This window comes from Pelomonas dachongensis, assembly GCF_043555865.1.
In the GTDB taxonomy this organism is placed as follows: Bacteria; Pseudomonadota; Gammaproteobacteria; order Burkholderiales; family Burkholderiaceae_C; genus Pelomonas; species Pelomonas dachongensis.
Genome location: NZ_JBIGHY010000002.1, coordinates 624,750 through 647,537, shown reverse-complemented (window position 1 = coordinate 647,537; position 22,788 = coordinate 624,750). Strand labels below are relative to the sequence as shown.

Sequence of the window (22,788 nt, the reverse complement as noted above, 5' to 3'; positions counted from 1 at the left end):
GGCTGACTTTGAGCAGACTCTTATGATTGTCGCCCACCCGAATTCAGTGCCCTCATGTCCCAAGCCCAAGACGGTTTCGCATACAGCCCCGCGCAGTTCCAGCAATGGATTGAAGATGCCTTGTCAGAGGCGAAGAAGCTCGGCGCCAGCGATGCCGGTGCCGAGGTGTCCGAGGGTTGCGGCCTGTCGGTGTCGGCGCGACTGGGCCAACTGGAGAACGTGGAGCGCAACCGCGACAAGTCGCTGGGCATCTCGGTCTACCTGGGCCAGCGCCGCGGCAATGCGAGCACGTCGGACTTTTCGCCGCAGGCCATCCGCGACACGGTGCGCGCGGCCTACGACATCGCGCGCTTTACGGCCGAGGACGAGTTCGCCGGCCTGCCCGACGCCGCCGATCTGGCGCTGGACCCTGCCGCGCGGCCAGATCTGTCGCTGTTCCACCCGTGGGCTATCGACGCCGCGCAGGCCGCCGAGATTGCGCTGCGCTGCGAGGCAGCGGCGCTGGGTGTGGACAAGCGCATCACCAACAGCGAGGGCGCGGCGGTGTCGGCGCAGCAGTCGCACTTCTGGATGGGCAACACGCGCGGCTTCAGCGGCGGCTATGCCAGCTCGCGACACTCCATTTCGGTCGCGCCCATCGCCGGCCGCGGCAACGACATGCAGCGCGACGCCTGGTACAGCTCCATGCGCGACTCGGCCGACCTGGCCTCGGCCGAGGCGGTAGGCCGCTATGCGTCCGAGCGCGCGCTGTCGCGCCTGAAGGCGCGCAAGGTCGCGACCGCCGAGGTGCCGGTGCTGTTCGAGAGCACCGTCGCCATCGGCCTGCTGGGCGCGCTGGTGCAGGCCACCAGCGGTGGCGCGCTGTACCGGCGCACCAGCTTCCTGCTGGACAGCCTGGACAAGCCGGTGACGGCCTCGCACATCGACATCGCCGAGGACCCACATGTGCCCAAGGGCAAGGGCAGCTCGCCGTTCGACGACGAGGGCGTCGTGACGCGGGCGCGCCAGGTCGTGCAGGGCGGCGTGCTGCAGGGCTACTTCCTGTCCAGCTACTCGGCGCGCAAGCTGGGCATGCAGACCACCGGCCACGCGGGCGGCTCGCACAACCTGCGCATGACCAGCCGCGCCACGGCGCCCGGCGACGACTTCGCGACGATGATCCGCCGCCTGGGTCGCGGCCTGCTCGTCACCGAGCTGATGGGGCAGGGCGTCAACTACGTGACGGGTGACTACTCGCGTGGCGCCAGCGGCTACTGGGTCGAGAACGGCGAGATCGCCTTCCCGGTGCACGAGGTCACCATCGCCGGCAACCTGAAGGACATGCTGATGAACATCGTCGGCATCGGCGCCGACGAGTACAGCATGGGCACCAAGACCGTGGGCTCGGTGCTGGTCACCGGCATGAAGCTGGCTGGCAACTGAAGCCCCTCGCCCAGGCTCGCCGCGCTGGACGCGGGCAAGCCTGGTCGTGTTCCACAGCGGGGACGGCGATGCTCGCGGGGCGTGCCCCGCTCGCACATCGCCATGGCGGGCGGCTTGGGAGCGGCCCGGCGCTCGCCCAGGTACCTTGAATGCGCCGGGTAAATCCGGGCCGTGCAGCCAAGTGCGGCGTTTCAGAATCGCCCGTCTTTCTCTGCGCAAACCCAAAACAGGAGACGTCAATGTCCATGGAACGCCGTTCCTTTGTGCGCCAGGCCGGCCTGGCCGGGGTGCTGGCTGCAGGCGCTGCCCCCGCCATCGTGCATGCCCAGGCGCAGGTGCGCTGGCGCCTCGCTTCCAGCTTCCCCAAGCCGTTGGACACGCTGTACGGCTCGGCCGAACTGATGGCCAAGAAGCTCAGCGAGATGAGCGGCGGCAAGTTCCAGATCTCGGTGCATGCTGGCGGCGAGCTGGTGCCGGCGCTGGGCGTCGTGGACGCCGTGCAGGCCGCCACCGTCGAGATCGCCCACACCGCGCCGTACTACTTCTTTGGCAAGGACGAGACGTTCGCGTTGGGGACCGCCATCCCGTTCGGCATGAACAGCCGCCAGACCACGGCCTGGATGGTGGAGGGCAATGGCCTGAAGCTGATGCGGGACTTCTACCGCAACTACAACATTGTCAACTTCCTGGGCGGCAACACCGGCGCGCAGATGGGCGGCTGGTACCGCAAGCAGATCAAGAGCGTCGCCGACATCAAGGGCCTGAAGATCCGCATCAACGGCTTCGCCGGTCGCATCATCGAGCGCATGGGCGGCGTGCCGCAGCAGTTGCCGGGCGGCGAGATCTACTCGGCGCTGGAGAAGGGCACCATCGACGCCGCCGAGTGGGTGGGGCCCTATGACGACCAGAAGCTGGGCTTCAACAAGGTCGCGCCCAACTACTACTACCCCAGCTGGTGGGAGGGCGGCGCGCAGCTGGACTTCTTCGTCAACAGCAAGGCCTACGAGAGCCTGTCCAGCGAGTACAAGACCATGCTGGAGGCTGCCTGCGCGATCGCCCACATCGAGACGCAGGCCAGGTACGACACCAAGAATCCTGCCGCGCTGAAGCAACTGGTGGCCTCGGGCACCAAGCTGTTCCGCTTCCCCAAGGATGTGATGGACGCGGCGTTCAAGGAATCGCAGGCGCTGTATGCCGACCTGTCGGCCAAGAATCCCAACTGGAAGAAGGTCTACGAGGACTACGCCACCTTCCGCCGCGACCAGAACCTGTGGTTCCGCTTCGCCGAGGGCGGCTTTGACGACTTCATGCAGGCGCAGAAGCTCTGATCGACAGTCATGTCACTGAACCGACGCCCCGCCCGGCAACAGGCGGGGCGTTTTTCATTGCGACACCTGGATCACGTGCCGCAGCAGCGGGTAGACCTGATGCTGCCAGCGGCGCCCGCTGAACACGCCGTAGTGGCCCACGTTGGGCTGGATGTAGTGGGTGCGCATGTAGAGCTTGAGGCTGCTGGCCAGGTCCTGCGCGGCCAGCGTCTGGCCCACGGCGCAGATGTCGTCGCGCTCGCCCTCGATGGTCAGCAGCGCGGTGCGGCGAATCGCAGCAGGGTTCACCTTGCGGCCCTTGAACATCAGCTCGCCGCGCGGCAGGTCGAAGGTCTGGAACACGCGCTCTACGGTCTCCAGGTAGAAGTCGGCCGAGAGGTCGGACACGGCCAGGTACTCCTCGTAGAACTGCCGCGTGGCCTCGGCCTTGTCGACCTGGTCGGCGATCAGGTGTCGGTAGAAGTCCTTGAACGCAGTGGCGTGGCGCTCCTTGTTCATGCTCATGAAAGCCGACAGCTGCACGAAGCCCGGGTAGACGCTGCGGCCCGCCCCCTGGTGCCGCCATGTCACCTGACTGATCAGGTGCTTGCGGAACCACTCGATGGGCTTGCTGGTGGCCAGCCGGTTGACCTCGGTCGGACTGATGCGGCAGTCGACGGGGCCGGCCATCAGCGTCAGGCTGGCCGGCGTGGCGGGGTGGTCGTCTTCAGCCATCAAGGCGGTGGCGGCCAGCGCGCTGACGCAGGGCTGGCACACGGCCACCAAGTTGGCGCCGGGGCCCAGCACCGTCAGGAAGTCGATCAAGTGCTGCGTGTACTCGTCCAGCCCGAAGCGGCCGGCCGACAGCGGCACGTCGCGCACGTTGTGCCAGTCGGTCACGTACACGTCGTGGTCCTGCATCAGCGTGCGCACGGTGTCGCGCAGCAGCGTGGCGAAGTGGCCCGACATCGGCGCCACCACCAGCACCCGCGGCGCTTTCGGCGCGCCCTCGCGCCGAAAGCGCACCAGGTCGGCAAACGGCGTGCTGGTGGCGACCTCTGCCACGACCGGCCAGCGCTCGCCGCTGCTGCCCGTGACCTCGGCAATGCGCCACGGCGGGCGCCGGTGCGTGATGCGGGCGAGCTGGAAGACCTGCCACGCAGCGGATAGTTGCTGCGTTGGTAGCCAGGAGCTGCCGGCCAGTGCCGGGTCGTTCAGCATCGGCAGGGCCAGGCGGGCCGCCGCGTGCAGCGGCCACATCAGGTCGCGGTGGGCTTGGTAGGTGGCGTACATGGCTGTCTCCTGCCGTTGTCTCACCCTGCGACGCAAGGACCGAGCCAGCGTGGCATGGGGCTTGCGTCGAAGGACAGACAGCAGCCAGGAGACACCATGCCCGTCACCAGCCCCGCCAGACCCGCCGCGCGCAAGACCACGCGCAAGCCCGCCGCCACCGCAACCGCGGCGACAACGGCCACGCTGACGCTGAGCAGCAAGAACTACTCGTCGTGGTCGTTGCGCGGCTGGTTGCTGGCGCGCTTCGCCGGCCTGGACTTCGCAGAGCAGATGGTCTCGCCCGACGACGAGGACGCCAGGAAGGAGCTGCTGCTGCTGGCGCCGTCCATCCGCGTGCCCTGCCTGCGCCACGAGGGCGCCACGGTGTGGAACACGGTGGCCATCGCCGAGTATCTGAACGAGACCTTCCCCCAGGCACAGCTGTGGCCCACCGACCGCATCGCGCGGGCGCATGCGCGCGCCGTCTGCGGCGAGATGAATTCGGGCTTCGCCAACCTGCGCGCAGCGCTGCCCATGAACCTGAAGGGGCACTTCCCCAAGCACAAGATCTGGACCGGCGCCAAACCCGACGTCGAGCGCATCGTCGAGATTTGGAGCGACTGCCTGGCAACCTACGGCGGGCCCTATCTGTTCGGCAGCAATCGAGGCGCAGCCGACGCAATCTTTGCGCCGGTGGCCACGCGCTTCGTCACCTACGACGTACCGCTGCCGGCCGCCTGCGCGGCCTACCGCGACACCATCATGGCGCTGCCCGAACTGCAGGCCTGGCTGGCCGACGCCCTGCAGGAACCTGCCGAGATCGAGCTGCTGGACATGGATTTCTAGAGCTTCAACTCGGCCTGCGGCCACGTGGACGGCGCCGGCACGTCACAGGGTGCGGGCGCGTCCACCGTCTTGAAGGCGGCCGGCGACACGATCTCCAGGTACTCCATGTCCGGCGAATAATCGAACAGGTAGTGCACGATGCCGGGCCGCTGATGCACGCAGTCGCCGGCCTCAACCAACGTGACCTGGTCGCCGTACATGAACTTGGCCCAGCCCTTCGTCATGATGACGATCTGGAAATCCGCCTCATGCCGGTGCCATCCCGTGCCCTTTTCCGGGGCCATGTTCGCCTTCACGAGGTGCGCGATGACGCGCCCATTCGTGGCTTCGGCGACGCCGAGGTCGCGGTAGAGGAAGAAATCGCGGAGCCCATCGGTGCGCCAGGGGGTGTCACCCGGCTTGACGTGGGAGAACCGGGTGGGCGGCGCGTCGCTGGCAGCGTCCACGGGAATCGACAGATCCGTCATGACCAGAGCCTCCTGAAATGCCAAGGCCCTGGCACTCACGCAAGTTGCGTTCCTAGTTTGCGAACGGCTGCCCTTTGAGCTTGGCACCCGCCTTCAGCCCGCGCTTGGCGAACCAGCCCTTGTTCATCTCCAGTGCATAGCGCACCGGCTTGCTTGAGCAGTGCGAGGTCTCGTCCATGGGCTTCATGTCGGCGATGTTGACGATGCTGCCGTCGTCTGCCACGAACGCGATGGACAGCGGCAGCAGCGTGTTCTTCATCCAGAAGCACTGCGGGCTGGCCTCGTCGAACACGAACAGCATGCCGTGGTTGGCGGGCATGTCCTTGCGGTGCATCAGCCCGATGGCGCGTTCGCGGTCGGTCTGGGCCACCTCGGCTTGGATCACGTGCATGCCGGCGGTCAGCGGGATGCTGCGCAGCTGCTGGGGCGCGTCCTGGGCGGCGGCCAGGCCGGCGGCCAGCGCGAGGGCGGAGATTGCAATTGCTTTGATGCAGGTCATGGGCGGTGCCGGTGGTACGGCCTAGATTATCGGCGTGAGCGCTCCACCCCCTGGCCTGCACGCGGCTGAGGCCGATGCCCGCCTTCTCGCCCCCTTCACGACCTGGCCCGACGGCCCGGGCGGGGCAGCGCTGTCGCAATTTCAGGTGTCGGGCATGCACTGCGGCGCCTGCGCGGGGCTGATCGAGACGGCGTTGCTGAAGCTGCCCGGCGTGCAGGCCGCCAGCGTCAACCCGGCGGCGGCGCGGCTGGCGCTGCGCTGGCACCCCGCCCAGGCCGCCCTGGGCGATGTGCTGGCGGCGCTGCACGTGGCGGGCTATGGCGCCACGCCCGATGTCGCGGCGCCTGCGCGCGCGCTGCGCAGGCAGGAGCGGCGCCAGGCGCTGTGGCGGCTGTTCGTCGCGGCGTTCCTGATGATGCAGGTCATGATGATGGCCACCCCCGCCTACGTGGCCGGCCCCGGCGAGCTGACGCCCGACCTGGACCGCCTGCTGCGCTGGGCCAGCTGGGTGCTGACGCTGCCGGTCATGGCGTTCGCCGCCGGGCCATTCTTCGGCGGTGCCTGGCGCCAGCTGCGCGCGCGCCGGCTCGGCATGGACGTGCCGGTGGCGCTGGGCATCGCGGTCACCTTCATTGCCGGCACCAGCGCGCTGTTCAACCCGGGCGGGCTGCTGGGCCAGGAGGTCTATTTCGATTCGCTGACCATGTTTGTCGCGCTGCTGCTGCTGGCACGCTGGTTCGAGCTGGGCGCCCGCCACCGTGCTGCCGACGCGCTGGAGGCGGTGGCCGGCGCGCTGCCGGCCACCGCCGAGCGGTTGCGTGACGACGGCAGCAGCGAGCGCGTCGCGCCCGAGACGCTGCGCGTGGGTGAGCGCATCCGCGTCGTGGCCGGCGAGGCCTTCGCCGCGGACGGCAAGGTGCTGCAAGGCCAGGGCTGGGCCAATGAGGCGCTGCTGACAGGCGAGTCCGCGCCGGTAGCCAAGGCGGTGGGCGACGCCGTTGTGGCGGGCAGCATCAACCTGGACGGTCCGCTGGTCGTCGCGGTGCAGCGCGTGGGTGCGGACACGACGGCGCAGGGCATCGTGCGGCTGATGCAGCAGGCGCAGAGCCAGCGGCCGCTGTTGCCGGGAGTGCTGGAGCATGTCGCCGCCGGGTTCACGGCGGTCGTTCTGTTGCTGGCGCTGGGCGCCGGCGTGGCCTGGTGGTGGGTGGAGCCGTCGCGGGCGCTGGCGGTCGCGGTGGCCGTGCTGATCGTGACCTGCCCCTGCGCGCTGACGCTTGCCGCACCAGCCGCGTGGCTGACCGCCAGCGGCACGCTCGCCCGCCGCGGTTTGCTGCTGACCGACCTGTCCGCGCTGGAGCGGTTGTGCGCCGTGGACACCGTCGTATTCGACAAGACTGGAACGCTCAGCGACGACCGGCTGCACTTGCGCCAGCACTGGTCGCGTGGCGCCGATGCCGATGCGCTGCTGGACGTGGCGCGCAGCCTGGCCGCGTTGTCGCGCCACCCGCATGCGCGGGCGCTGGCGGACGGTCGGGCTGCCGGCAGTTGGGCCGACGTGCGCGAGCTGCCGGGCCGCGGGGTCGAGGCGCGAGACGCGAGCGGCCGGCTGTGGCGGCTCGGCGCACCCGGCTGGGTCAGCGAACGGCCCGACACGGCGGCGCGGCTGGCGTTCGGGTGCGAGGGCCATGACGGCGTCGTGCTGTGGCTGGACCTCGCTGAATCGCCGCGCACCGACGCGGCTGAAGCGGTCGCGGCGCTGCGCGCGCGCGGCGTTCGCGTGAAGCTGCTGTCCGGCGACCAGCCCGACGCGGTGGCGTGCATGGCCGCGACGCTGGGCATCGTGCACTGGCAGGCCGCCGCGACACCCGCGTCCAAGCTGGCTGCCATGCGCGAGTGGCAGGCCGCCGGCGAGCGTGTGCTGATGGTGGGCGACGGCATCAACGATGCGCCCGTGCTGGCTGCGGCGGACGTGCGCATCGCGATGGGGCAGGGGGCGATGCTGGCGCGCGGCGCGGCGGATGCGCTGCTGGTGTCGGAGCGGCTGATGGCCATCCCGCAGGCGCTGGCACTGGCCCTGCGCACGCGGCGCGTGCTGCGCCAGAACCTGGCCTGGGCCGCGGTCTACAACCTGGCCTGCGTGCCGCTGGCGCTGACCGGCTGGCTGCCGCCGCTGGCGGCCGGCATCGGCATGGCGGCGAGTTCACTGTTTGTGGTGCTCAACGCGCAGAGGCTCAACCGCTGATGGACATCCTCTACCTGCTCATCCCGTTCTCGGTCGTGCTGGTGCTGATCATCGTGGCTGTGTTCGGCTGGGCCGTGAACGACGGGCAGCTTGACGGCTTCGAGAACGAGGCTGAACGCATCCTGCTTGACGAGGATCAAGGCGGCTGACGGCCTGCCCGAGAAGAATCGTTGCCATCAGACTGAAGGAGTCGCTGATGGCGAACGACAAGGTCCCGGCTGCATCAAACAGCATGCCCGGGACGACATACGAGGACGGGCCGGTGCGGGCGTTCGCGCTGGCCGCCGTGCTTTGGGGGGTGGTTGGCATGGCGGTCGGCGTGTTCATCGCCGCGCAGCTGGCCTGGCCGGAACTGAACTTTGGCATCTCATGGCTCAGCTATGGCCGCCTGCGTCCGCTGCACACCAACGCGGTCATCTTTGCGTTTGGCGGCTGCACGCTGATGGCGACGAGCTACCACGTCGTACAGCGCACCGGCCAGACGCGGCTGTTCGCGCCCAAGCTGGCATGGTTCCACTTCTGGGCCTGGCAGGCGGTCATCGTTGGTGCTGCCATCACGCTGCCCATGGGCTTCACGCGCGGCAAGGAGTACGCGGAGCTGGAGTGGCCCATCGCGCTGCTGATTACCGTCGCCTGGGTCGCCTACGCCATCGTGTTCTTCGGCACCGTGGGCATCCGCAAGATCCGCCACATCTACGTGGCCAACTGGTTCTTCGGCGGCTTCATCCTGGCCGTGGCCCTGCTGCACATCGTCAACGCCGCGGTGCTGCCGGTCAGCTTCTGGAAGAGTTATTCCGCCTATGCGGGCGTGCAGGACGCGATGGTGCAGTGGTGGTACGGCCATAACGCCGTGGGCTTCTTCCTGACGGCCGGCTTCCTCGGGATGATGTATTACTACATTCCCAAGCAGGCCGAGCGACCGGTCTACAGCTACCGGCTGTCCATCGTCCACTTCTGGGCGCTGATCTTCACCTACATGTGGGCGGGCCCGCACCACCTGCACTACACGGCGCTGCCGGACTGGGCGCAGAGCGTGGGCATGGTGTTCAGCCTGGTGCTGCTGGCGCCGAGCTGGGGCGGCATGATCAACGGCATCATGACGTTGTCAGGCGCCTGGCACAAGCTGCGCGACGACCCGATCCTGAAGTTCCTCATCGTCGCGCTGTCGTTCTACGGCATGGCCACCTTCGAGGGGCCGCTGATGTCGATCAAGACGGTCAACGCGCTGTCGCACTACACCGACTGGACCGTGGGCCACGTGCACGCCGGCGCCTTGGGATGGGTGGGCCTCATTTCGATGGGCTCGCTGTACCACCTGATCCCGCGCATGTTCGGTCGCACGCAGATGTACTCCAAGAGCGCCATTGAGCTGCACTTCTGGATCGCGACGCTGGGCATCGTGCTCTACATCGCCGCGATGTGGATCGCCGGCGTCATGCAGGGTCTGATGTGGCGCGCGGTCAACCCCGACGGCACGCTGGTCTACACCTTCGTCGAGAGCGTCAAGGCGACTTGGCCGTTCTACGTGATACGCCTCGCGGGCGGCCTGCTCTACCTGGGCGGCATGCTGGTGATGGTCTGGAACGTCTACAAGACCATGCAAATCGGCAAGCCGGAACGCGTGCGCATCCCGCAAGTCGTCGCCCATGCGTAAGGAGCTCGACATGAGCAACAACACCGAGAAAGTCACCGGCCACCAGCGCATCGAGACCAGCAACCTGCTGATGATCGTGCTGGTGCTGGCCACCGTCTTCGTCGGCGGCTTCGTCGAGATCGTGCCGCTGTTCTTCCAGCGCTCGACCACGCAGGCCGCGCCCGGCCTCAAGCCGTATACGGCGCTGCAGGTCGCGGGTCGCGACATCTACGTGCGAGAGGGCTGCTACAACTGCCACTCGCAGATGATCCGCCCGCTGCTGGCCGAGACGCTGCGCTACGGCGAGTACTCCAAGGCGGGCGAGTTCGTCTACGACCGCCCGTTCCAGTGGGGCAGCAAGCGCACCGGGCCCGACCTGCACCGCGTGGGCGGCAAGTACAGCGACGACTGGCACCGCATCCACCTGATCAACCCGCGCGATCTGGTGCCGGAGTCCAACATGCCGGCCTATCCCTGGCTGGAGCGGACGCCGGTGGATGCGGCTGCCCTGCCCGCGAAGATGAGCGCATTGCGCACGCTCGGCGCGCCGTACACCGACGCCGAGATCAACGAGGCGGCGCAGGCCGCCGCCGGGAAGACCGAGCTGGAGGCGCTGATCGCCTATCTGCAGGTGCTGGGCACGGCTTCAAAGAACCAGGAGGCCCCCCGTGGGAATCAATGAACTGCGCGTGGCTGTGACCTTGGTGTCGCTGGCCGTCTTCATCGGCATCGTCGTGTGGGCCTGGCGTGGCCGCTTCGACGCTGCGGCCGAGCTGCCGCTGCTGGGAGATGATCAATGAGTGATTTCATCCACGACGGCTGGTCCCTCTTCGTCGCGGCGGCCACCGTGCTGGGCCTGCTGGCCTGCATCGTGCTGCTCCTCGTCGCCAGCCGCCGCCAGCCTTCCGCGGCCGACAACACCACGGGCCACGTCTGGGACGAGGACCTGCGCGAGCTGAACAACCCGCTGCCGCTGTGGTGGATGGGGCTGTTCGTGCTGACGGTGGTGTTCTCGGGCGTCTACCTGGCGCTGTACCCGGGCCTGGGCAGCATGGCCGGCAAGCTGGGCTGGACCAGCCTGGGCGAGCATGCGGCCGACCAGGCCCAGGCGCGCTCGCAGATGGCGCCGGTGTACGCCGCCTTCACGGGCATGGCGCCGGAGCAACTGGCCAAGGACCCCAAGGCCCATGCCATCGGTGAGCGGCTGTTCTCCAACAACTGCGCGACCTGTCACGGCGCCGACGCCAAGGGCAGCAAGGGCTTCCCCAACCTGACCGACGGCGACTGGCTGTGGGGTGGCAGCATCGAGACCATCACCCAGACCATCACCCAGGGCCGCGAAGGCAACATGCCGCCGATGGCCGCGGCAGTGGGCAGCAGCGACGACGTGCGGCATCTTGCGCACTACGTGCTGTCGCTGTCTGGCAGCCCGCACAACCCGCTGTTCGCGCAGCTGGGCAAGCCGAAGTTCACTGCCTGCGCGGCCTGCCACGGCATGGGTGGCAAGGGCAACCAGGCGTTGGGCGCGCCCAACCTCAGCGACAAGGTGTGGCTGCACGGCTGGGGCGAGGACGCTATCGTCGCGATGGTCACCAATGGCAAGCACAACCAGATGCCGGCTCACGCCAGCCGCCTGACGCCGGAGCAGATCCGCGTGCTGGCCGCCTACGTCTGGGGCCTGTCTAAGTGAGCTTGAATGGCTGAAGAAGCGCAGACCGTCATCCGGCTCTACAAGTCGGAAGACAAGATCCACCCGCGTTCGGTGGACGGCCTCTACGCGCGCTGGCGCTGGGCGCTGGTCGCGCTGACCCAGGCGGTCTTCTACGGCCTGCCGTGGCTGAGCTGGGGTGATCGGCCGGCCATGCTGTTCGACCTGGAGGCGCGTCGCTTCTACGTGTTCGGCCTGGTGCTGTACCCGCAGGACTTCGTCTACCTGACGGCGCTGCTGATGGTGTCGGCGTACGCGCTGTTCCTGTTCACCGCCGTGGCCGGGCGGGTGTGGTGCGGCTATGCCTGCCCGCAGACTGTCTACACCGAGATCTTCATGGCGGTGGAGCGCTGGTTCGAGGGCGACCGCAACGCGCGGCTGCGGCTGGAAAAGTCGGCCTGGAACTGGAACAAGCTTTGGCGGCGAGGCGGCAAGCAGCTGGCGTGGATCGCCATCGCGCTGTGGACCGGCTTCACCTTCGTCGGCTACTTCACGCCCATCCACGCGCTGGCCGGCCAGGTGCTGGCCTTCAGCCTGGGGCCGTGGCAGACCTTCTGGCTGTTGTTCTATGGCTTCGCCACCTGGGGCAACGCGGGCTACATGCGCGAGCAAGTCTGCAAGTACATGTGCCCCTACGCGCGCTTCCAGAGCGCGATGTTCGACCGCGACACGCTGATCGTGGGCTACGACCCCGTGCGCGGAGAGCCGCGCGGCCACAACGCGCTGCGAAAGAAGGGCGGCGAGCGCAGCGCCGCCGTGGGCGACTGCATCGACTGCGGCCTGTGCGTGCAGGTCTGCCCCACCGGCATCGACATCCGTGACGGCCTGCAGTACGAGTGCATCAGCTGCGCCGCCTGCATTGACGTCTGCGACGGCGTCATGGACAAGATGGGCACGCCGCGCGGCCTGATCCGCTACGACACAGAGAACGGCATGAGCCAGCAGCTCGACCGCGCCGCGCGCTGGCGCCGCCTGCTGCGGCCGCGCGTGCTGGTCTACGGTGCGCTGCTGCTGGTGCTGTGCACCGGGCTGCTTTACAGCCTGCTGAACCGCCATGCCTTCCGCGTCGACGTCGTGCGCGATCGCGCCACGCTCGCCCGCCAGGTGGAGGACGGCTGGATCGAGAACGTTTACCGCCTGCAGCTGATGAACGCGACGGAGCGCCCGCAGCAGCTGCGGCTGGCCGTCGACGGCCTGCCGGGCCTGCGGCTCAGCCGCGAGACCGATGTGACGCTGGGCCCGACCGAGGCCCGCTGGGTGACGGTGGCGCTGCGCCTGCCGCCCGAGTCGGCCCAGCAGCTCAAGCCGGGCGCACAGCCGGTGCACTGGCGCGTCAGCAACGACACCGGCACCGCCGTCGTCGAGAAATCCACCTTCGTCGTGCCGCGCTGAGCTGCACCAGGAGCATCGTGATGAGCCCCCAAGCAACCAAGACTTCTCCGTGGCGCGAGCCCATGGTGTGGATGATCGTCGCGGCGCCCGTGGCGTCCATCGTGATGGGCATCGCCACCGTGGTGCTGGCGATGCGCTTCCCCGATCCGCCGCTGTCCACGCTGCCCGAGGCCGGTGCGCCGGCCGAGCAGGCGCTGCCGGCCATGCAGGGCCGCAACCACGCCGCCACCGGCGCGCCGGGAGCGACGAGGTGACCGGCGAGCCCGGGCCCTCGCGTGTGCGGCGCTTTTCGATGGCCGTGGCCTGGGCCTCCTTCCTGGCGGCCGGCGTGCTGGAGGCGCTGGTGTTCGCCGTCGTGGACCCGCGCGACCTGCGCTGGTGGGGCGGCGCGCCGGTGGAGTTGTCCGCGCAGGCGGTCTACACGGTCAGCTTCCTGATCTTCTGGGGCGTCATCGCGCTGGGCGCGAGCCTGGCGCTGCTGCTGGTCACGCTGCCGGAAGAAGGCCGCCCGCAACGGCACGCGCCGGGCTGGCCCCGGTAGGCGGCGCGGTCAAGGTGCCGCGGCCGCCGGCCCGCCCAGATCCAGCTCCACGCCGAATCCTTGCGGCACCGCCAGCAGCCGCACGCTGCCGCCGTGCGCGCGAGCCACGATGTCTGCCAGCATCAGCCCGAGCCCCATGCGCCCCTCGTACTGCTCGCTGGTGATGGCGTGCTGCAGCTCGGCGACGCGCTCGGGCGATGCTCCCCGCCCGTCGTCGACCAGCTGCACGCAGTTCGGGCGCGGCGTGGTGACGCACAGGTGCTGCGCGCCATGCCGCAGGGCGTTGTCCGCCAGATTGATCAGCGCCGCCGCCAGCAGGTCGGCGTCCGCGTGCAGCGCGGCCGTCGCCTTCGCGTCGATCTCCAGCCCCTCCAGCGGCAGGCGCGCCAGCAGCGCTCCCACGTCCACCGGTGTGAGCTTCAGGTCCACGCCGCTGCGGAACAAAGTCAGCAGCGCCGTCACGACGCGGCTGAGCCTGCCGGCAGCCTGGCGCACGCGCAACAGCCGCGGTCGCAGTGCGTCCGGAACCTCGCGCAACGCGACCGCCAGTTGGGCATCCATGCCGGCCAGCGGCGTGCGCAGCGCGTGCGCTGCATGCGCAGTGAAGGCACGCTCGTTGGCCACGCGGCGGCGCAGGCGCTGGCCGAGGTCGTCGATGGCGTCGTGCATCGGTGCGATCTCGGCCCGCGTCGCGGCGGGCAGCCCGGCATCGGGGGCCAGCGGGTCGTGGCGCCGCAGCGCGTCCGAGAAATCGTTCAGCGGCTGCAGCTCTCGGCGCAACCGGCCGCGCAGCACCCACAGGCCGATGAGGCCCACCAGCAGGGCGGTCGCGGCGCTGGCGATGCCGACGGCGGCCATGGTCTCGCGGCGTTCATCGGCAGTCTGGGCCACGTACAGCACCGACTTGCCGAGCGGTCGACCAAAGCTGTGCCAGCCGTCCTTCTCAGGCGCAATGCCGGTCTGCGCGCGCGCGTGAAACGGTTGCTCCGGGGCGAGCGAGGAGCGGGCGATGAGGCGGCCCTGCTCGTCCACCAGCTGCCAGGCGAAATGGCTGGTCGATGCGGTCGCCGCCACCACATGGGACCGCGTACCGGCTGGGAAGCTGCCCATCTCCAGCACTTCGGCCAGCACGTCGCCCGAGTCCTGCAGGGTCTCGTCCAGCAGCTCGTTCACCTCGGCGCGCACGGCGAACCAGACCATGCAGGTGCCCGACAGCGCCCAGATCAGGCCCAGCATCAGCACCGAGCGGGACAGGCGCCCACGGATGGAGGGCAGGGCGCGCCCCAGCGCCGCGCTCATGTGGCCGGCCCGATGCGGTAGCCCAGCCCGCGCTGTGTCTCGATGAGCTCGCGAGCCAGCTTGCGCCGCAGGCTGGACACATGCACCTCCAGCGCGTTGCTGGCGATCTCCGCGTCGCCGCCCAGCACGATCTGTTCGAGTTCACGCTTGGGCACGATGCGGCCCCGGCGCTGCAACAGCGCCTCCAGCAGCGTCCACTCGCGGGCCGTCAGGTCCACGCGCTGGCCCGCGAGCATCGCCAGCCGTGCCGACAGGTCGATCTCGACGGCGCCCAGCGCCAGCAGGGAGCCGCCCGAACCCGCGCGGCGGCGCGCGATGACGCGCAGGCGCGCCACCAGCTCCTCGGGTTCGAAGGGCTTGACGAGGTAGTCGTCGGCGCCGCTGTCCAGCCCCTCGATGCGGTCGCTCAGCAGGTCGCGCGCCGTCAGCACGACGACGGGCGTCGCGATGCCGCGCCGGCGCATCGACCGGACCCACTCGATGCCCGAACCGTCCGGCAGCTGCCAGTCCACCAGCAAAACGTCGAACGGATCGCGCTCCAGCAGCCGCGCGGCGGCCAGCGTAGTCATCCAGTCCACTCGGTGGCCTTCCGCGCGTAGGAAATCACTGAGCCCGTCGCCGAGCACGTCGTCATCTTCAAGCAGCAGCAGGCGCATGTCCGTCCCGGCGTTTTCCCCTTGGCGCGGAACGCTATCACGGCATCCGTGGCGCCTGCTGCCCCGCTTCAGCATGGCTTCAGGTCGGCCCGTCCCAATGCCCGCATGATGACGATGTTCTCCCTGTCCCCTTCGAGCATGCCGGCGGCGGCCGGCGTGCTGCCCACCGGGCGCGCCTGGAAGACCGAGCTGGCTTTCACTTTGCTGTCGCTCGCGCTGCTGCTGCTGTGGGACGCGACCTCGCTGGACCTGCAGCTGGCCCGCCTGTGGGGCACGGCGAGCGGGTTCGCGCTGCGCGACCACTGGCTTGCGTCGGGCGTGATGCACCAGGGCGGCCGGGCACTGTCGTGGGCGCTGGCCGGGTGTCTGCTGATGAACGTGTTCAGGCCGTTGCTGCGCCGGCAGACCTTGCGGGAGCGGGTGTGGTGGTTGGGCGTGGTGGTCGCGTGCGTCGTGCTCGTGCCGCTGCTCAAGCGCGCCAGCCCGACCAGCTGCCCGTGGGACCTGGCCGAGTTCGGCGGGGTGGCGCAGTACGTGTCGCACTGGCGCCTGGGCGTGCTGGACGGCGGTGGCGGGCATTGCTTTCCGTCGGGGCATGCCAGCGCCGCTTTCGCCTTCATCGGCGGCTACTTCGCGCTGAAGCGCGCCTACCCGGTTGCGGCACGCCGCTGGTTGTTGGGTGTGCTGGCTGCCGGCTTGTTGTTCGGCCTGGGGCAGCTGGCCCGCGGCGCGCATTACCCCAGCCACACGCTGTGGACCGCCTGGATCTGCTGGACCGTGGCGTTCGCCACCTCCAGCTTGTTGAAGGCACGCTGATGTCTTCGAACACCGCGTTCCCGCCGCTGTCCTCGCGTCGCCCTGGTAGCAGCGTGTTGTCGGGCTGGCTCCGGCGCCTGCAACCGGACACCTCGCGCCCGCTGACCCAGGCCTGGCTGGCCGCGCTGTGGATGGGGCTGCTGGCCAACTGGCCGCTGTGGCGGCAGCTGCACGGCATGGCCGATGTGCGTCCGCTGTTCGTCGTGGCATTCGTCGGCCTGGTGATTGCGGCCACGGGCGCGCTGTTGAGCCTGCTGGCCTGGCCACGGCTCGGGAAGGTCGTGCTGGTTGCGCTGCTGCTGTGGGCCTCAGCGCTGGCCCACTTCATCGGCAGCTACGGCATCGTGTTCGACCCCGGCATGGTGGCCAATCTGGCCCAGACCGACGTGCGCGAGACGCGTGACCTGCTGAGCTGGCCGCTGCTGTCCAGCATCGGCCTGCTGGGCGTGCTGCCCGCCTGGTGGCTGCTGGGCCGTCCCGCTGCGCCGCAGCAGCGGGCGGCCCGGCGGCTGGCGGGCAATGGGCTGGGATTTGCTGCCGGCATGGGCGTGGCGCTGCTGCTGGCTCTGGCCGTGTTCGCGGACCTGTCGTCCGCGATGCGCAACCACAAGAGCCTGCGCTACATGATCACGCCGCTGAACGCCGTCTACTCACTGTCGGCCGCGGCGGTGCGCAGCGGGCAGGCCCCCGGCGGCCCGCCGGTGGTCATCGGTGCCGACGCGCATTTGCTGCCGCGCGCCGCGGGCGCCCGGCCGCCGCTGCTGTTGCTGGTCGTCGGCGAGACGGCGCGCGCGGCCAACTTCAGCCTCAACGGCTATGCGCGCGAGACCAACCCCGAGCTGGCGCGGCTGTCTGGCTCCGGGCTCGTCAGCCTGCGTGATGTCACTTCCTGCGGCACTGCCACGGCGGCGTCGCTGCCATGCATGTTCTCGCCGCTGGGGCGGGACGACTTCCTGGACCTGAAGGGCGCGCAAGAGAACCTGCTGGACGTGCTGCACCGGTCAGGGCTCGCCGTGCTGTGGCTAGACAACCAGAGCGGCTGCAAGGGCTTGTGCGACCGCGTGCCGCACAGCTTCACGGCCGCGCTGCCCGCCGGCGCGGCGCCGCTGCCGGCGTCGCTGTGCGACGGCGACGAGTGCTTCGACGAAGCGCTGCTGCACGAAGTCGATCGGCGCATCGCCGCGCTGGACCCGCTGCGGCTGCAGCGCGGGCTGGTGCTGGTCATGCACCAGATGGGAAGCCACGGCCCGGACTACTACAAGCGCTCGCCGCCCGATCTGAAGGCCTTCCAGCCCGAGTGCCGCAGCAATGCGCTGCAGCAGTGCGCGCCCGAGCAGGTCGTCAACGGCTACGACAACACGCTGCGCACGACCGACCGGCTGCTGGCCCGCTCCATCGAGTGGCTGAAGACGCAGCAGGCCTACGACGTCGGCATGCTCTACGTGTCCGACCACGGCGAGTCGCTCGGCGAGCGCGGCCTGTACCTGCACGGCATGCCCTACGCGATGGCCCCGCGCGACCAGACGCATGTGCCGCTGGTGCTGTGGACGCCGCCGGCCGGCGCGCTGGCGCAGTCGTTGAAGCCGGGCTGCCTGGCCGGCCTGCGCGACCGGCCGGTGTCGCACGACTACCTGTTCCACACCGTCATGGGCTGGGTGGGCGCGCGTGCCGATGTCTACCGCGCCGACCGCGACTTGCTGGCGGGCTGCCGGCTCACTTCTGTGCGATGACGCGCGCGTGGCGGTCGTGGGTCCAGTAGGCCCAGGCCCAGTCCATCAGCACGACGAAGCGGTTGCGGAAGCCGATCAGAAAGTACACGTGCGCGAACAGCCAGAACAACCAGGCCAGGTAGCCCGAGAAGCGCAGCGGGCCGGCCGGCGTGCCGAGGTCCACCACGGCGCTGTGGCGGCCGATGGTGGCGAGGTTGCCGTAGTCGCTGTAGCGGAACGGCGTGGTCGGCTGGCCGCGAAGGCGTTTCAGGATGTTGGCCGCCGCGCAGCGGCCCATCTGCTTCGCGCCGGGTGACACGCCGGGCACCGGGCGCGGCTCCTTGCCAGGCGCGTGGCTCTGCGCCGAGGCAAGGTCGCCGATGACCTGGATGTTGGGATGGCCGGCCAGGCTCAGGTCAGGTTCGACGACCACGCGGCCCGCGCGGTCCAGCGTGCAGCCGGTGGCGTCGGCCAGCGCGCGTCCCAGCGGCGATGCGGCCACGCCCGCCGCCCACACGATGCAGCGGCTGAGCAGGCGCTCGGGACCGGCGGCGGTCGTGAGGTCCAGCCCTTCGGCGTCGATGCCCGTCACGCGTGCATTCAGCTTCACCTCGACGCCCAGCGCCGTCAGCTGTTCGCGGGCACGTTCGCTCAAGCGCTCGGGCATGGCCTGCAGCACGCGCGCATTGCCTTCCACCAGCAGCACGCGGGCCTGGCGCGGGTCGATGCGGCGGAACTCGCCCGGCAGCGTGTGCCGCGCGATCTCGGCGAAGGTGCCGGCCAGCTCCACGCCGGTGGGCCCGCCGCCCACGACGACGAACTGCAGCAGCGCGGCGCGCCTGGCGGGGTCGTCCTCGCGCTCGGCCATCTCGAAGGCCATCAGCACACGGCGGCGGATCTCGAACGCGTCGTCCAGCGTCTTCAGCCCCGGCGCGTGAGGCGCCCACTCGTCGCGGCCGAAGTAGCTGTGGGTGGCGCCGGCGGCCACGATGAGGTGGTCCCAGCGCAGCAGGGCGCCGTCCTTCAGCGTGACGGTCCTGCTCTGCGCGTCGATCGCGACGACCTCGCCCAGCAGCGTCGTCACGTTGCGCTGCGCGCGGAACAGGTGGCGCGTGGGCGCCGCGATGGACGGCGCCGACAGGCCGGCGGTCGCGACCTGGTACAGCAGCGGCTGGAACAGGTGATGGTTGGTCCGGTCAATGACGGTGATGTCGACATCGGCGGCACGCAGGGCGCGCGCCGCCTCCAGGCCGCCGAAACCGCAGCCGATGATGAGCACTTGTGGACGCATGGGGGCATCCTAGGGGCTAACACCTGGTTGCATCGTGGCGGGGGTGATGGCCTCTGGTCCTACAAGGTGGCGCTTGGCACGCCCCTAGCATGCGGCGCGCTCGCGCGGCAACGCCCGTGGCCGCCGCCGCACGATGCCCACTCACGACCTCACCTCCAACCCATCCCCCTCCTGGACCGATCCCGCGCCGCCGCAGGTTGGCTCCGCCTGGCAGCGCGTGCGCGCGGACGGGTTGCGCGGGCTGTCGTTCCGGCAGTGCCTGATCGCGGCCTTCGTGCTGATCGCCGTTGCGCTGGGCGGTGCTGCCGCGCAGGCCATGCTGGCGCTGGAGCACGTGGCGCTGCAAGGCCGCGAGGCGTCGCAGGCGGCGGCCGACGTGACCACGCAGGTGCAGCGGCTGGCCGAGCGCACCGTCGCGATGGAGCGCAGCGCGCGGCAGTTCCTGGTGCTGGACGACGCCTCCCTGCGCGAGCGATACCAGGCCGCCTGGCAGGATGCGCGAGACACCCAGGCGGCGCTGGCGCTGCTGATGCCGGAGCCCGCCACGCAGCAGCTGTTCGACGACTGGGGCCGTCAAGCCGATGCCGCCTGGGAGGCGTTGCAGGCACGCCCGCGTGCTGCGGCGCTGCGCCGGCTGACGCCGGTGTTCGCGCGGCTGCATGCGTTGAACGAGATGCTGACCACGCAGGCCCAGCAGGCCATGGACCGCCGCGGCGACGCCGTGCTGGCCGAGCTGGAGCAGCAGCGCCGGCTCATCAGCGGGCTGGTGCTGGGCGCCATCGCCGTGGCGGTGCTGCTGGGCCTCAGCTTCGGGCGCTGGCTGCTGCGGCCCCTGGGCCGGCTGGAGGACGCCATCGGCCGGCTGGGCGACAACCGCTTCGACCAGCCGGTGGCCGTGGGAGGCCCGTCCGACCTGCGCCGCCTGGGCCTGCAGCTGGAATGGCTGCGCCAGCGGCTGGCGGCGCTGGAGTCGGACAAGACGCGGTTCGTCCGCCATATCTCGCATGAGCTGAAGACGCCGATGGCGTCCATCCGTGAGGGCGCGGCGCTGCTGCGCGACGGTGTGGCCGGCCCGCTGACGGCCGACCAGGCCGAGATCGTGCGCATCCTGGGCGACAACACCGCGTCGCTGCAGCGGCAGATCGAAGACCTGCTGAGCTACCAGTCGCTGGCGTCCGACTCGCAGCAGCTGCGCCGCGTGCCGGTGGACGTGGCGGCGCTGCTGGTGCGCGTCGTGGACGAGCAGCGGCTGCTGTGGCAGGCCAAGGCGCTGCAGGTGCGTGTGGAGGCGCCGCCGTGCACGGCGCTGGTCGACGGCGACAAGCTGGGCGTGGTTCTGGCCAACCTGCTCGTCAATGCGGTGCGTTTCAGCCCAGCGGGCGGTGTCGTGAGGCTGGTGCTGACGCCCGACGACGCGGGGCTGCGTATCGCCTGCATCGACGAAGGCCCCGGCGTGGCGCCGGAAGACGTCGAGCACATCTTCGACCCCTTCTACCAGGGCCGCATCCAGGCGCCCGGCGCGCGCCGTGGCAGCGGTATCGGCCTGTCCATCGTTCGCGAGATCGCGCAGGCGCACGGCGGCAGCTGCCGCCTGCTGCCCGCCGAACGCGGCGCCCATTTCCTGATCGAGATTCCCCATGCGACTTGAACCCCGACTGATCGCGCTGTGCGCCGTGCTGTGGCTGGCGGGCTGCCAGGCGCCGCCGGCGGCTCCGCCACCGCTGCCCGCGCCGGTGTGTCCCGAGCCGGCCGCGCCGCCCGAAGCCGAGCAGCTCAACGCGCTGCTCGGCCAGCTGGAGGACTTGCACAAAACGCTGGTGCTGGCCCAGGGCCGCAGCCCTGCCGAGCAGCTGCAGGCCTCGGCCCAGCTGGACGCACTGGCGCTGGCCACCAACGCCCAGGCTGAGCCGCTGAGGCCGCTGGCCCAGCTGTTGAATGCGCGACTCGCCGAGCAGCGACGGCTGCAGGACAACGTCGACAAGCTGACAGCTCAACTGCGCGACAGCCAGCGCCGCAACGAGCAGCTCAACGAGAAGCTGGAGGCGCTGAAGGCCATCGAGCAGGCGCTGCCGGGCAAGCCGGCGACGACGGGGAGGGCGCCATGAGCGGCCAGGCCCACATCCTGCTGGTCGACGACGACACCGACCTGCTGCGCCTCCTCACCATGCGGCTGACCGCGGCGGGCCACGCGGTGCAAGCCGTCGCCAGCGCCGAGGCAGCGCTGGCGCACCTGTCGGTGAAGCTGCCGGCGCTGCTGATCACCGACGTGCGGCTGCCCGGCATGGACGGCCTGGCGCTGTTCGACGAGGTGCGAGTTCATCACCCGTCGCTGCCCGTCATCCTGCTGACCGCGCACGGCAGCATCCCGGACGCGGTGGACGCCACGACGCGCGGCGCGCACGCCTACCTGACCAAGCCGTTCGACGGCAAGGAGTTGCTGGACAAGGTGCAGCAGGCGCTGCGCGTAAATGCGCCGGGGCCGGCGCCGTTCGACGGCGACGGTGCGTGGCGCAGCGAGATCCTCAGCCGCAGCCCGCGCATGGCGCAGGTGCTGTCCGAGGCGCGGCTGGTGGCGGCGACGGACGCCAGCGTGCTGATCAGCGGCGACAGCGGCACGGGCAAGGAGCTGCTCGCAAATGCCATCCACAAGGCCAGTCCGCGCGCGGCCAAGCCGTTCGTCGCGGTGAACTGCGCGGCTATCCCAGAGGCGCTGCTGGAGTCCGAGCTGTTCGGCCACGTGAAGGGCGCGTTTACCGGCGCGCAGGGGCACCGCCAGGGCCTGATCCCGGCGGCGCATGGCGGCACGGTGTTCCTGGACGAGATCGGCGACATGCCGCTGGCGCTGCAGGTGAAGCTGCTGCGCGTGCTGCAGGAGCGCATGGTGCGGCCGGTGGGCAGCAACGAGGCGGTGGCGGTGGACGTGCGCGTGCTGTCCGCCACGCACCGCGACCTGGAGCTGGCGATGGCCGAGGGGCAGTTCCGGCCCGACCTGTTCTACCGGCTCAACGTCGTCAAGCTGACGCTGCCGCCGCTGTCCGAGCGACGTGAGGACATCGCGCTGCTGGCACAGCACTTTCTCACCGTGCTGGCCGAGCGGCACCGCAAGCCGGTGCGGGGCTTTGCGCCGGATGCGCTGGATGCACTGGTGACGGCCCCGTGGCCGGGCAATGCCCGCCAGCTCTACAACGTCGTCGAGCAGGTCTGCGTGCTGGCCACGGCCCCGCTGGTGCCGCTGGCGCAGGTGCAGCGCGCGCTGCAGATGCCGGTGGCCGAGGTGCTGAGCTATCAGCATGCCAAACAGCGCTTCGAGCGCGACTACCTGAACCAGTTGCTGAAGCTCACGTCCGGCCACGTCGCCGAGGCCGCGCGGCTGGCCGACCGCAACCGCACCGAGTTCTACCGGCTGATGCAGAAGCACGGCCTGGATCCGCAGTTGTTCCGCACGGACACGGGCCCCCTAGCGAGCGCGTCGGATTCTGGCGACAGCGCATCGTCAGACGAATCAAGCACTTAGCGGGTGAGGGCGGGAATATGTCGCCGTCTGGCGACAAAAAACCGCCCCGAACCGCCGAAATTGGCGTCGCGCCCTGAGTAGTCGGTGCCAAGTCGTTGATTCGATTGAGGAATCCGAAACTGGCACACCCCTTGCGCTAGGCCTGTTGTGGTGCCACCCGGCATCGCTTTT

23 protein-coding genes are annotated in these 22,788 nt (G+C 69.8%); 17 read left to right on the top strand and 6 right to left on the bottom strand.

Features of this window, described 5'->3' with window-relative positions:
* Window positions 1–54 precede the first annotated feature (54 nt).
* Together pmbA and ACG02S_RS07515 are read left to right on the top strand one after the other, a co-directional pair.
* Entirely contained in the window at window positions 55–1,422 is a 1,368-nt protein-coding gene (pmbA, locus tag ACG02S_RS07520) for a metalloprotease PmbA (protein WP_394469821.1), read from the top strand.
* A gap of 245 nt (window positions 1,423–1,667) precedes the next feature.
* The gene (locus ACG02S_RS07515; protein ID WP_394470152.1) at window positions 1,668–2,750 is read left to right on the top strand and encodes a TRAP transporter substrate-binding protein; all 1,083 of its coding nucleotides are present in this window, start codon (window positions 1,668–1,670) and stop codon (window positions 2,748–2,750) included.
* Window positions 2,751–2,804: 54 nt separating this feature from the next.
* Here the strand turns inward: ACG02S_RS07515 and ACG02S_RS07510 are convergent, their stop codons facing one another.
* Window positions 2,805–4,022, bottom strand: coding sequence for a polyhydroxyalkanoate depolymerase (locus tag ACG02S_RS07510; protein ID WP_394469820.1), 1,218 nt, complete (start codon window positions 4,020–4,022; stop codon window positions 2,805–2,807).
* A gap of 96 nt (window positions 4,023–4,118) precedes the next feature.
* Here ACG02S_RS07510 and ACG02S_RS07505 point away from each other — a divergent pair, with 96 nt between their 5' ends.
* Window positions 4,119–4,847: a glutathione S-transferase gene (locus tag ACG02S_RS07505; RefSeq protein ID WP_394469819.1), complete on the top strand. Its 729-nt coding sequence runs from the start codon at window positions 4,119–4,121 to the stop codon at window positions 4,845–4,847.
* Here the strand turns inward: ACG02S_RS07505 and ACG02S_RS07500 are convergent.
* Window positions 4,844–5,314, bottom strand: a complete 471-nt coding sequence (locus tag ACG02S_RS07500) for a cupin domain-containing protein (protein ID WP_394469818.1) — start codon at window positions 5,312–5,314, stop codon at window positions 4,844–4,846. The two genes, ACG02S_RS07505 and ACG02S_RS07500, sit on opposite strands and share 4 nt — an antisense overlap.
* Window positions 5,315–5,366: 52 nt before the next feature.
* Entirely contained in the window at window positions 5,367–5,813 is a 447-nt protein-coding gene (locus ACG02S_RS07495; RefSeq protein ID WP_394469817.1) for a DUF192 domain-containing protein, read from the bottom strand.
* Window positions 5,814–5,847: 34 nt separating this feature from the next.
* Between ACG02S_RS07495 and ACG02S_RS07490 the strand changes: the two genes are divergently transcribed.
* The 9 genes from ACG02S_RS07490 (at window position 5,848) to ACG02S_RS07450 (ending at window position 13,332) form a co-directional block, all read left to right on the top strand.
* Window positions 5,848–8,058 (top strand): heavy metal translocating P-type ATPase, encoded by a 2,211-nt coding sequence (locus tag ACG02S_RS07490; protein WP_394469816.1) that lies wholly within the window; start codon window positions 5,848–5,850, stop codon window positions 8,056–8,058.
* Window positions 8,058–8,207, top strand: a complete 150-nt coding sequence (gene ccoS, locus ACG02S_RS07485) for a cbb3-type cytochrome oxidase assembly protein CcoS (RefSeq protein WP_394469815.1) — start codon at window positions 8,058–8,060, stop codon at window positions 8,205–8,207. Before ACG02S_RS07490 ends, ccoS begins: the two co-directional genes overlap by 1 nt.
* A gap of 83 nt (window positions 8,208–8,290) precedes the next feature.
* Window positions 8,291–9,712, top strand: coding sequence for a cytochrome-c oxidase, cbb3-type subunit I (gene ccoN / locus ACG02S_RS07480; protein WP_394469814.1), 1,422 nt, complete (start codon window positions 8,291–8,293; stop codon window positions 9,710–9,712).
* A gap of 10 nt (window positions 9,713–9,722) precedes the next feature.
* The gene (ccoO, locus tag ACG02S_RS07475) at window positions 9,723–10,373 is read left to right on the top strand and encodes a cytochrome-c oxidase, cbb3-type subunit II (RefSeq protein WP_394469813.1); all 651 of its coding nucleotides are present in this window, start codon (window positions 9,723–9,725) and stop codon (window positions 10,371–10,373) included.
* Complete coding sequence (locus tag ACG02S_RS07470) at window positions 10,360–10,491, top strand: cbb3-type cytochrome oxidase subunit 3 (protein WP_394469812.1); 132 nt, start codon at window positions 10,360–10,362, stop codon at window positions 10,489–10,491. Before ccoO ends, ACG02S_RS07470 begins: the two co-directional genes overlap by 14 nt.
* Window positions 10,488–11,381 carry a cytochrome-c oxidase, cbb3-type subunit III gene (gene ccoP / locus ACG02S_RS07465; RefSeq protein ID WP_394469811.1) on the top strand — a complete coding sequence of 298 codons (894 nt, stop codon included), beginning with the start codon at window positions 10,488–10,490 and terminating at the stop codon, window positions 11,379–11,381. The genes ACG02S_RS07470 and ccoP overlap by 4 nt, the downstream gene beginning before the upstream one ends.
* 6 nt (window positions 11,382–11,387) lie before the next feature.
* Window positions 11,388–12,791 (top strand): cytochrome c oxidase accessory protein CcoG, encoded by a 1,404-nt coding sequence (gene ccoG / locus ACG02S_RS07460; protein WP_394469810.1) that lies wholly within the window; start codon window positions 11,388–11,390, stop codon window positions 12,789–12,791.
* Between the two features lie 20 nt (window positions 12,792–12,811).
* On the top strand, window positions 12,812–13,045 hold the full coding sequence (locus ACG02S_RS07455; RefSeq protein WP_394469809.1) for a hypothetical protein: 234 nt from the start codon (window positions 12,812–12,814) through the stop codon (window positions 13,043–13,045).
* On the top strand, window positions 13,042–13,332 hold the full coding sequence (locus ACG02S_RS07450) for a hypothetical protein (RefSeq protein ID WP_394469808.1): 291 nt from the start codon (window positions 13,042–13,044) through the stop codon (window positions 13,330–13,332). The genes ACG02S_RS07455 and ACG02S_RS07450 overlap by 4 nt, the downstream gene beginning before the upstream one ends.
* Before the next feature lie 9 nt (window positions 13,333–13,341).
* On the opposite strand, the gene ACG02S_RS07445 is transcribed toward ACG02S_RS07450, so the two are convergent.
* Entirely contained in the window at window positions 13,342–14,631 is a 1,290-nt protein-coding gene (locus tag ACG02S_RS07445) for a sensor histidine kinase (RefSeq protein ID WP_394469807.1), read from the bottom strand.
* Window positions 14,628–15,287 (bottom strand): response regulator transcription factor, encoded by a 660-nt coding sequence (locus ACG02S_RS07440; RefSeq protein ID WP_394469806.1) that lies wholly within the window; start codon window positions 15,285–15,287, stop codon window positions 14,628–14,630. Before ACG02S_RS07440 ends, ACG02S_RS07445 begins: the two co-directional genes overlap by 4 nt.
* Window positions 15,288–15,395: 108 nt before the next feature.
* On the opposite strand from ACG02S_RS07440, the gene ACG02S_RS07435 reads away from it, so the two are divergent.
* Together ACG02S_RS07435 and ACG02S_RS07430 are read left to right on the top strand one after the other, a co-directional pair.
* Entirely contained in the window at window positions 15,396–16,103 is a 708-nt protein-coding gene (locus ACG02S_RS07435) for a phosphatase PAP2 family protein (protein ID WP_394469805.1), read from the top strand.
* On the top strand, window positions 16,103–17,833 hold the full coding sequence (locus tag ACG02S_RS07430) for a phosphoethanolamine transferase (protein ID WP_394469804.1): 1,731 nt from the start codon (window positions 16,103–16,105) through the stop codon (window positions 17,831–17,833). Before ACG02S_RS07435 ends, ACG02S_RS07430 begins: the two co-directional genes overlap by 1 nt.
* Here the strand turns inward: ACG02S_RS07430 and ACG02S_RS07425 are convergent.
* The gene (locus tag ACG02S_RS07425; RefSeq protein ID WP_394469803.1) at window positions 17,817–19,103 is read right to left on the bottom strand and encodes an NAD(P)/FAD-dependent oxidoreductase; all 1,287 of its coding nucleotides are present in this window, start codon (window positions 19,101–19,103) and stop codon (window positions 17,817–17,819) included. The two genes, ACG02S_RS07430 and ACG02S_RS07425, sit on opposite strands and share 17 nt — an antisense overlap.
* Before the next feature lie 133 nt (window positions 19,104–19,236).
* Here ACG02S_RS07425 and ACG02S_RS07420 point away from each other — a divergent pair, with 133 nt between their 5' ends.
* The 3 genes from ACG02S_RS07420 to ACG02S_RS07410 are packed head-to-tail and all read left to right on the top strand — an operon-like array spanning window position 19,237 to window position 22,617.
* Complete coding sequence (locus ACG02S_RS07420) at window positions 19,237–20,751, top strand: sensor histidine kinase (protein WP_394469802.1); 1,515 nt, start codon at window positions 19,237–19,239, stop codon at window positions 20,749–20,751.
* The gene (locus ACG02S_RS07415) at window positions 20,741–21,208 is read left to right on the top strand and encodes a hypothetical protein (protein WP_394469801.1); all 468 of its coding nucleotides are present in this window, start codon (window positions 20,741–20,743) and stop codon (window positions 21,206–21,208) included. The genes ACG02S_RS07420 and ACG02S_RS07415 overlap by 11 nt, the downstream gene beginning before the upstream one ends.
* Complete coding sequence (locus tag ACG02S_RS07410) at window positions 21,205–22,617, top strand: sigma 54-interacting transcriptional regulator (protein ID WP_394469800.1); 1,413 nt, start codon at window positions 21,205–21,207, stop codon at window positions 22,615–22,617. Before ACG02S_RS07415 ends, ACG02S_RS07410 begins: the two co-directional genes overlap by 4 nt.
* Window positions 22,618–22,788 lie beyond the last annotated feature (171 nt).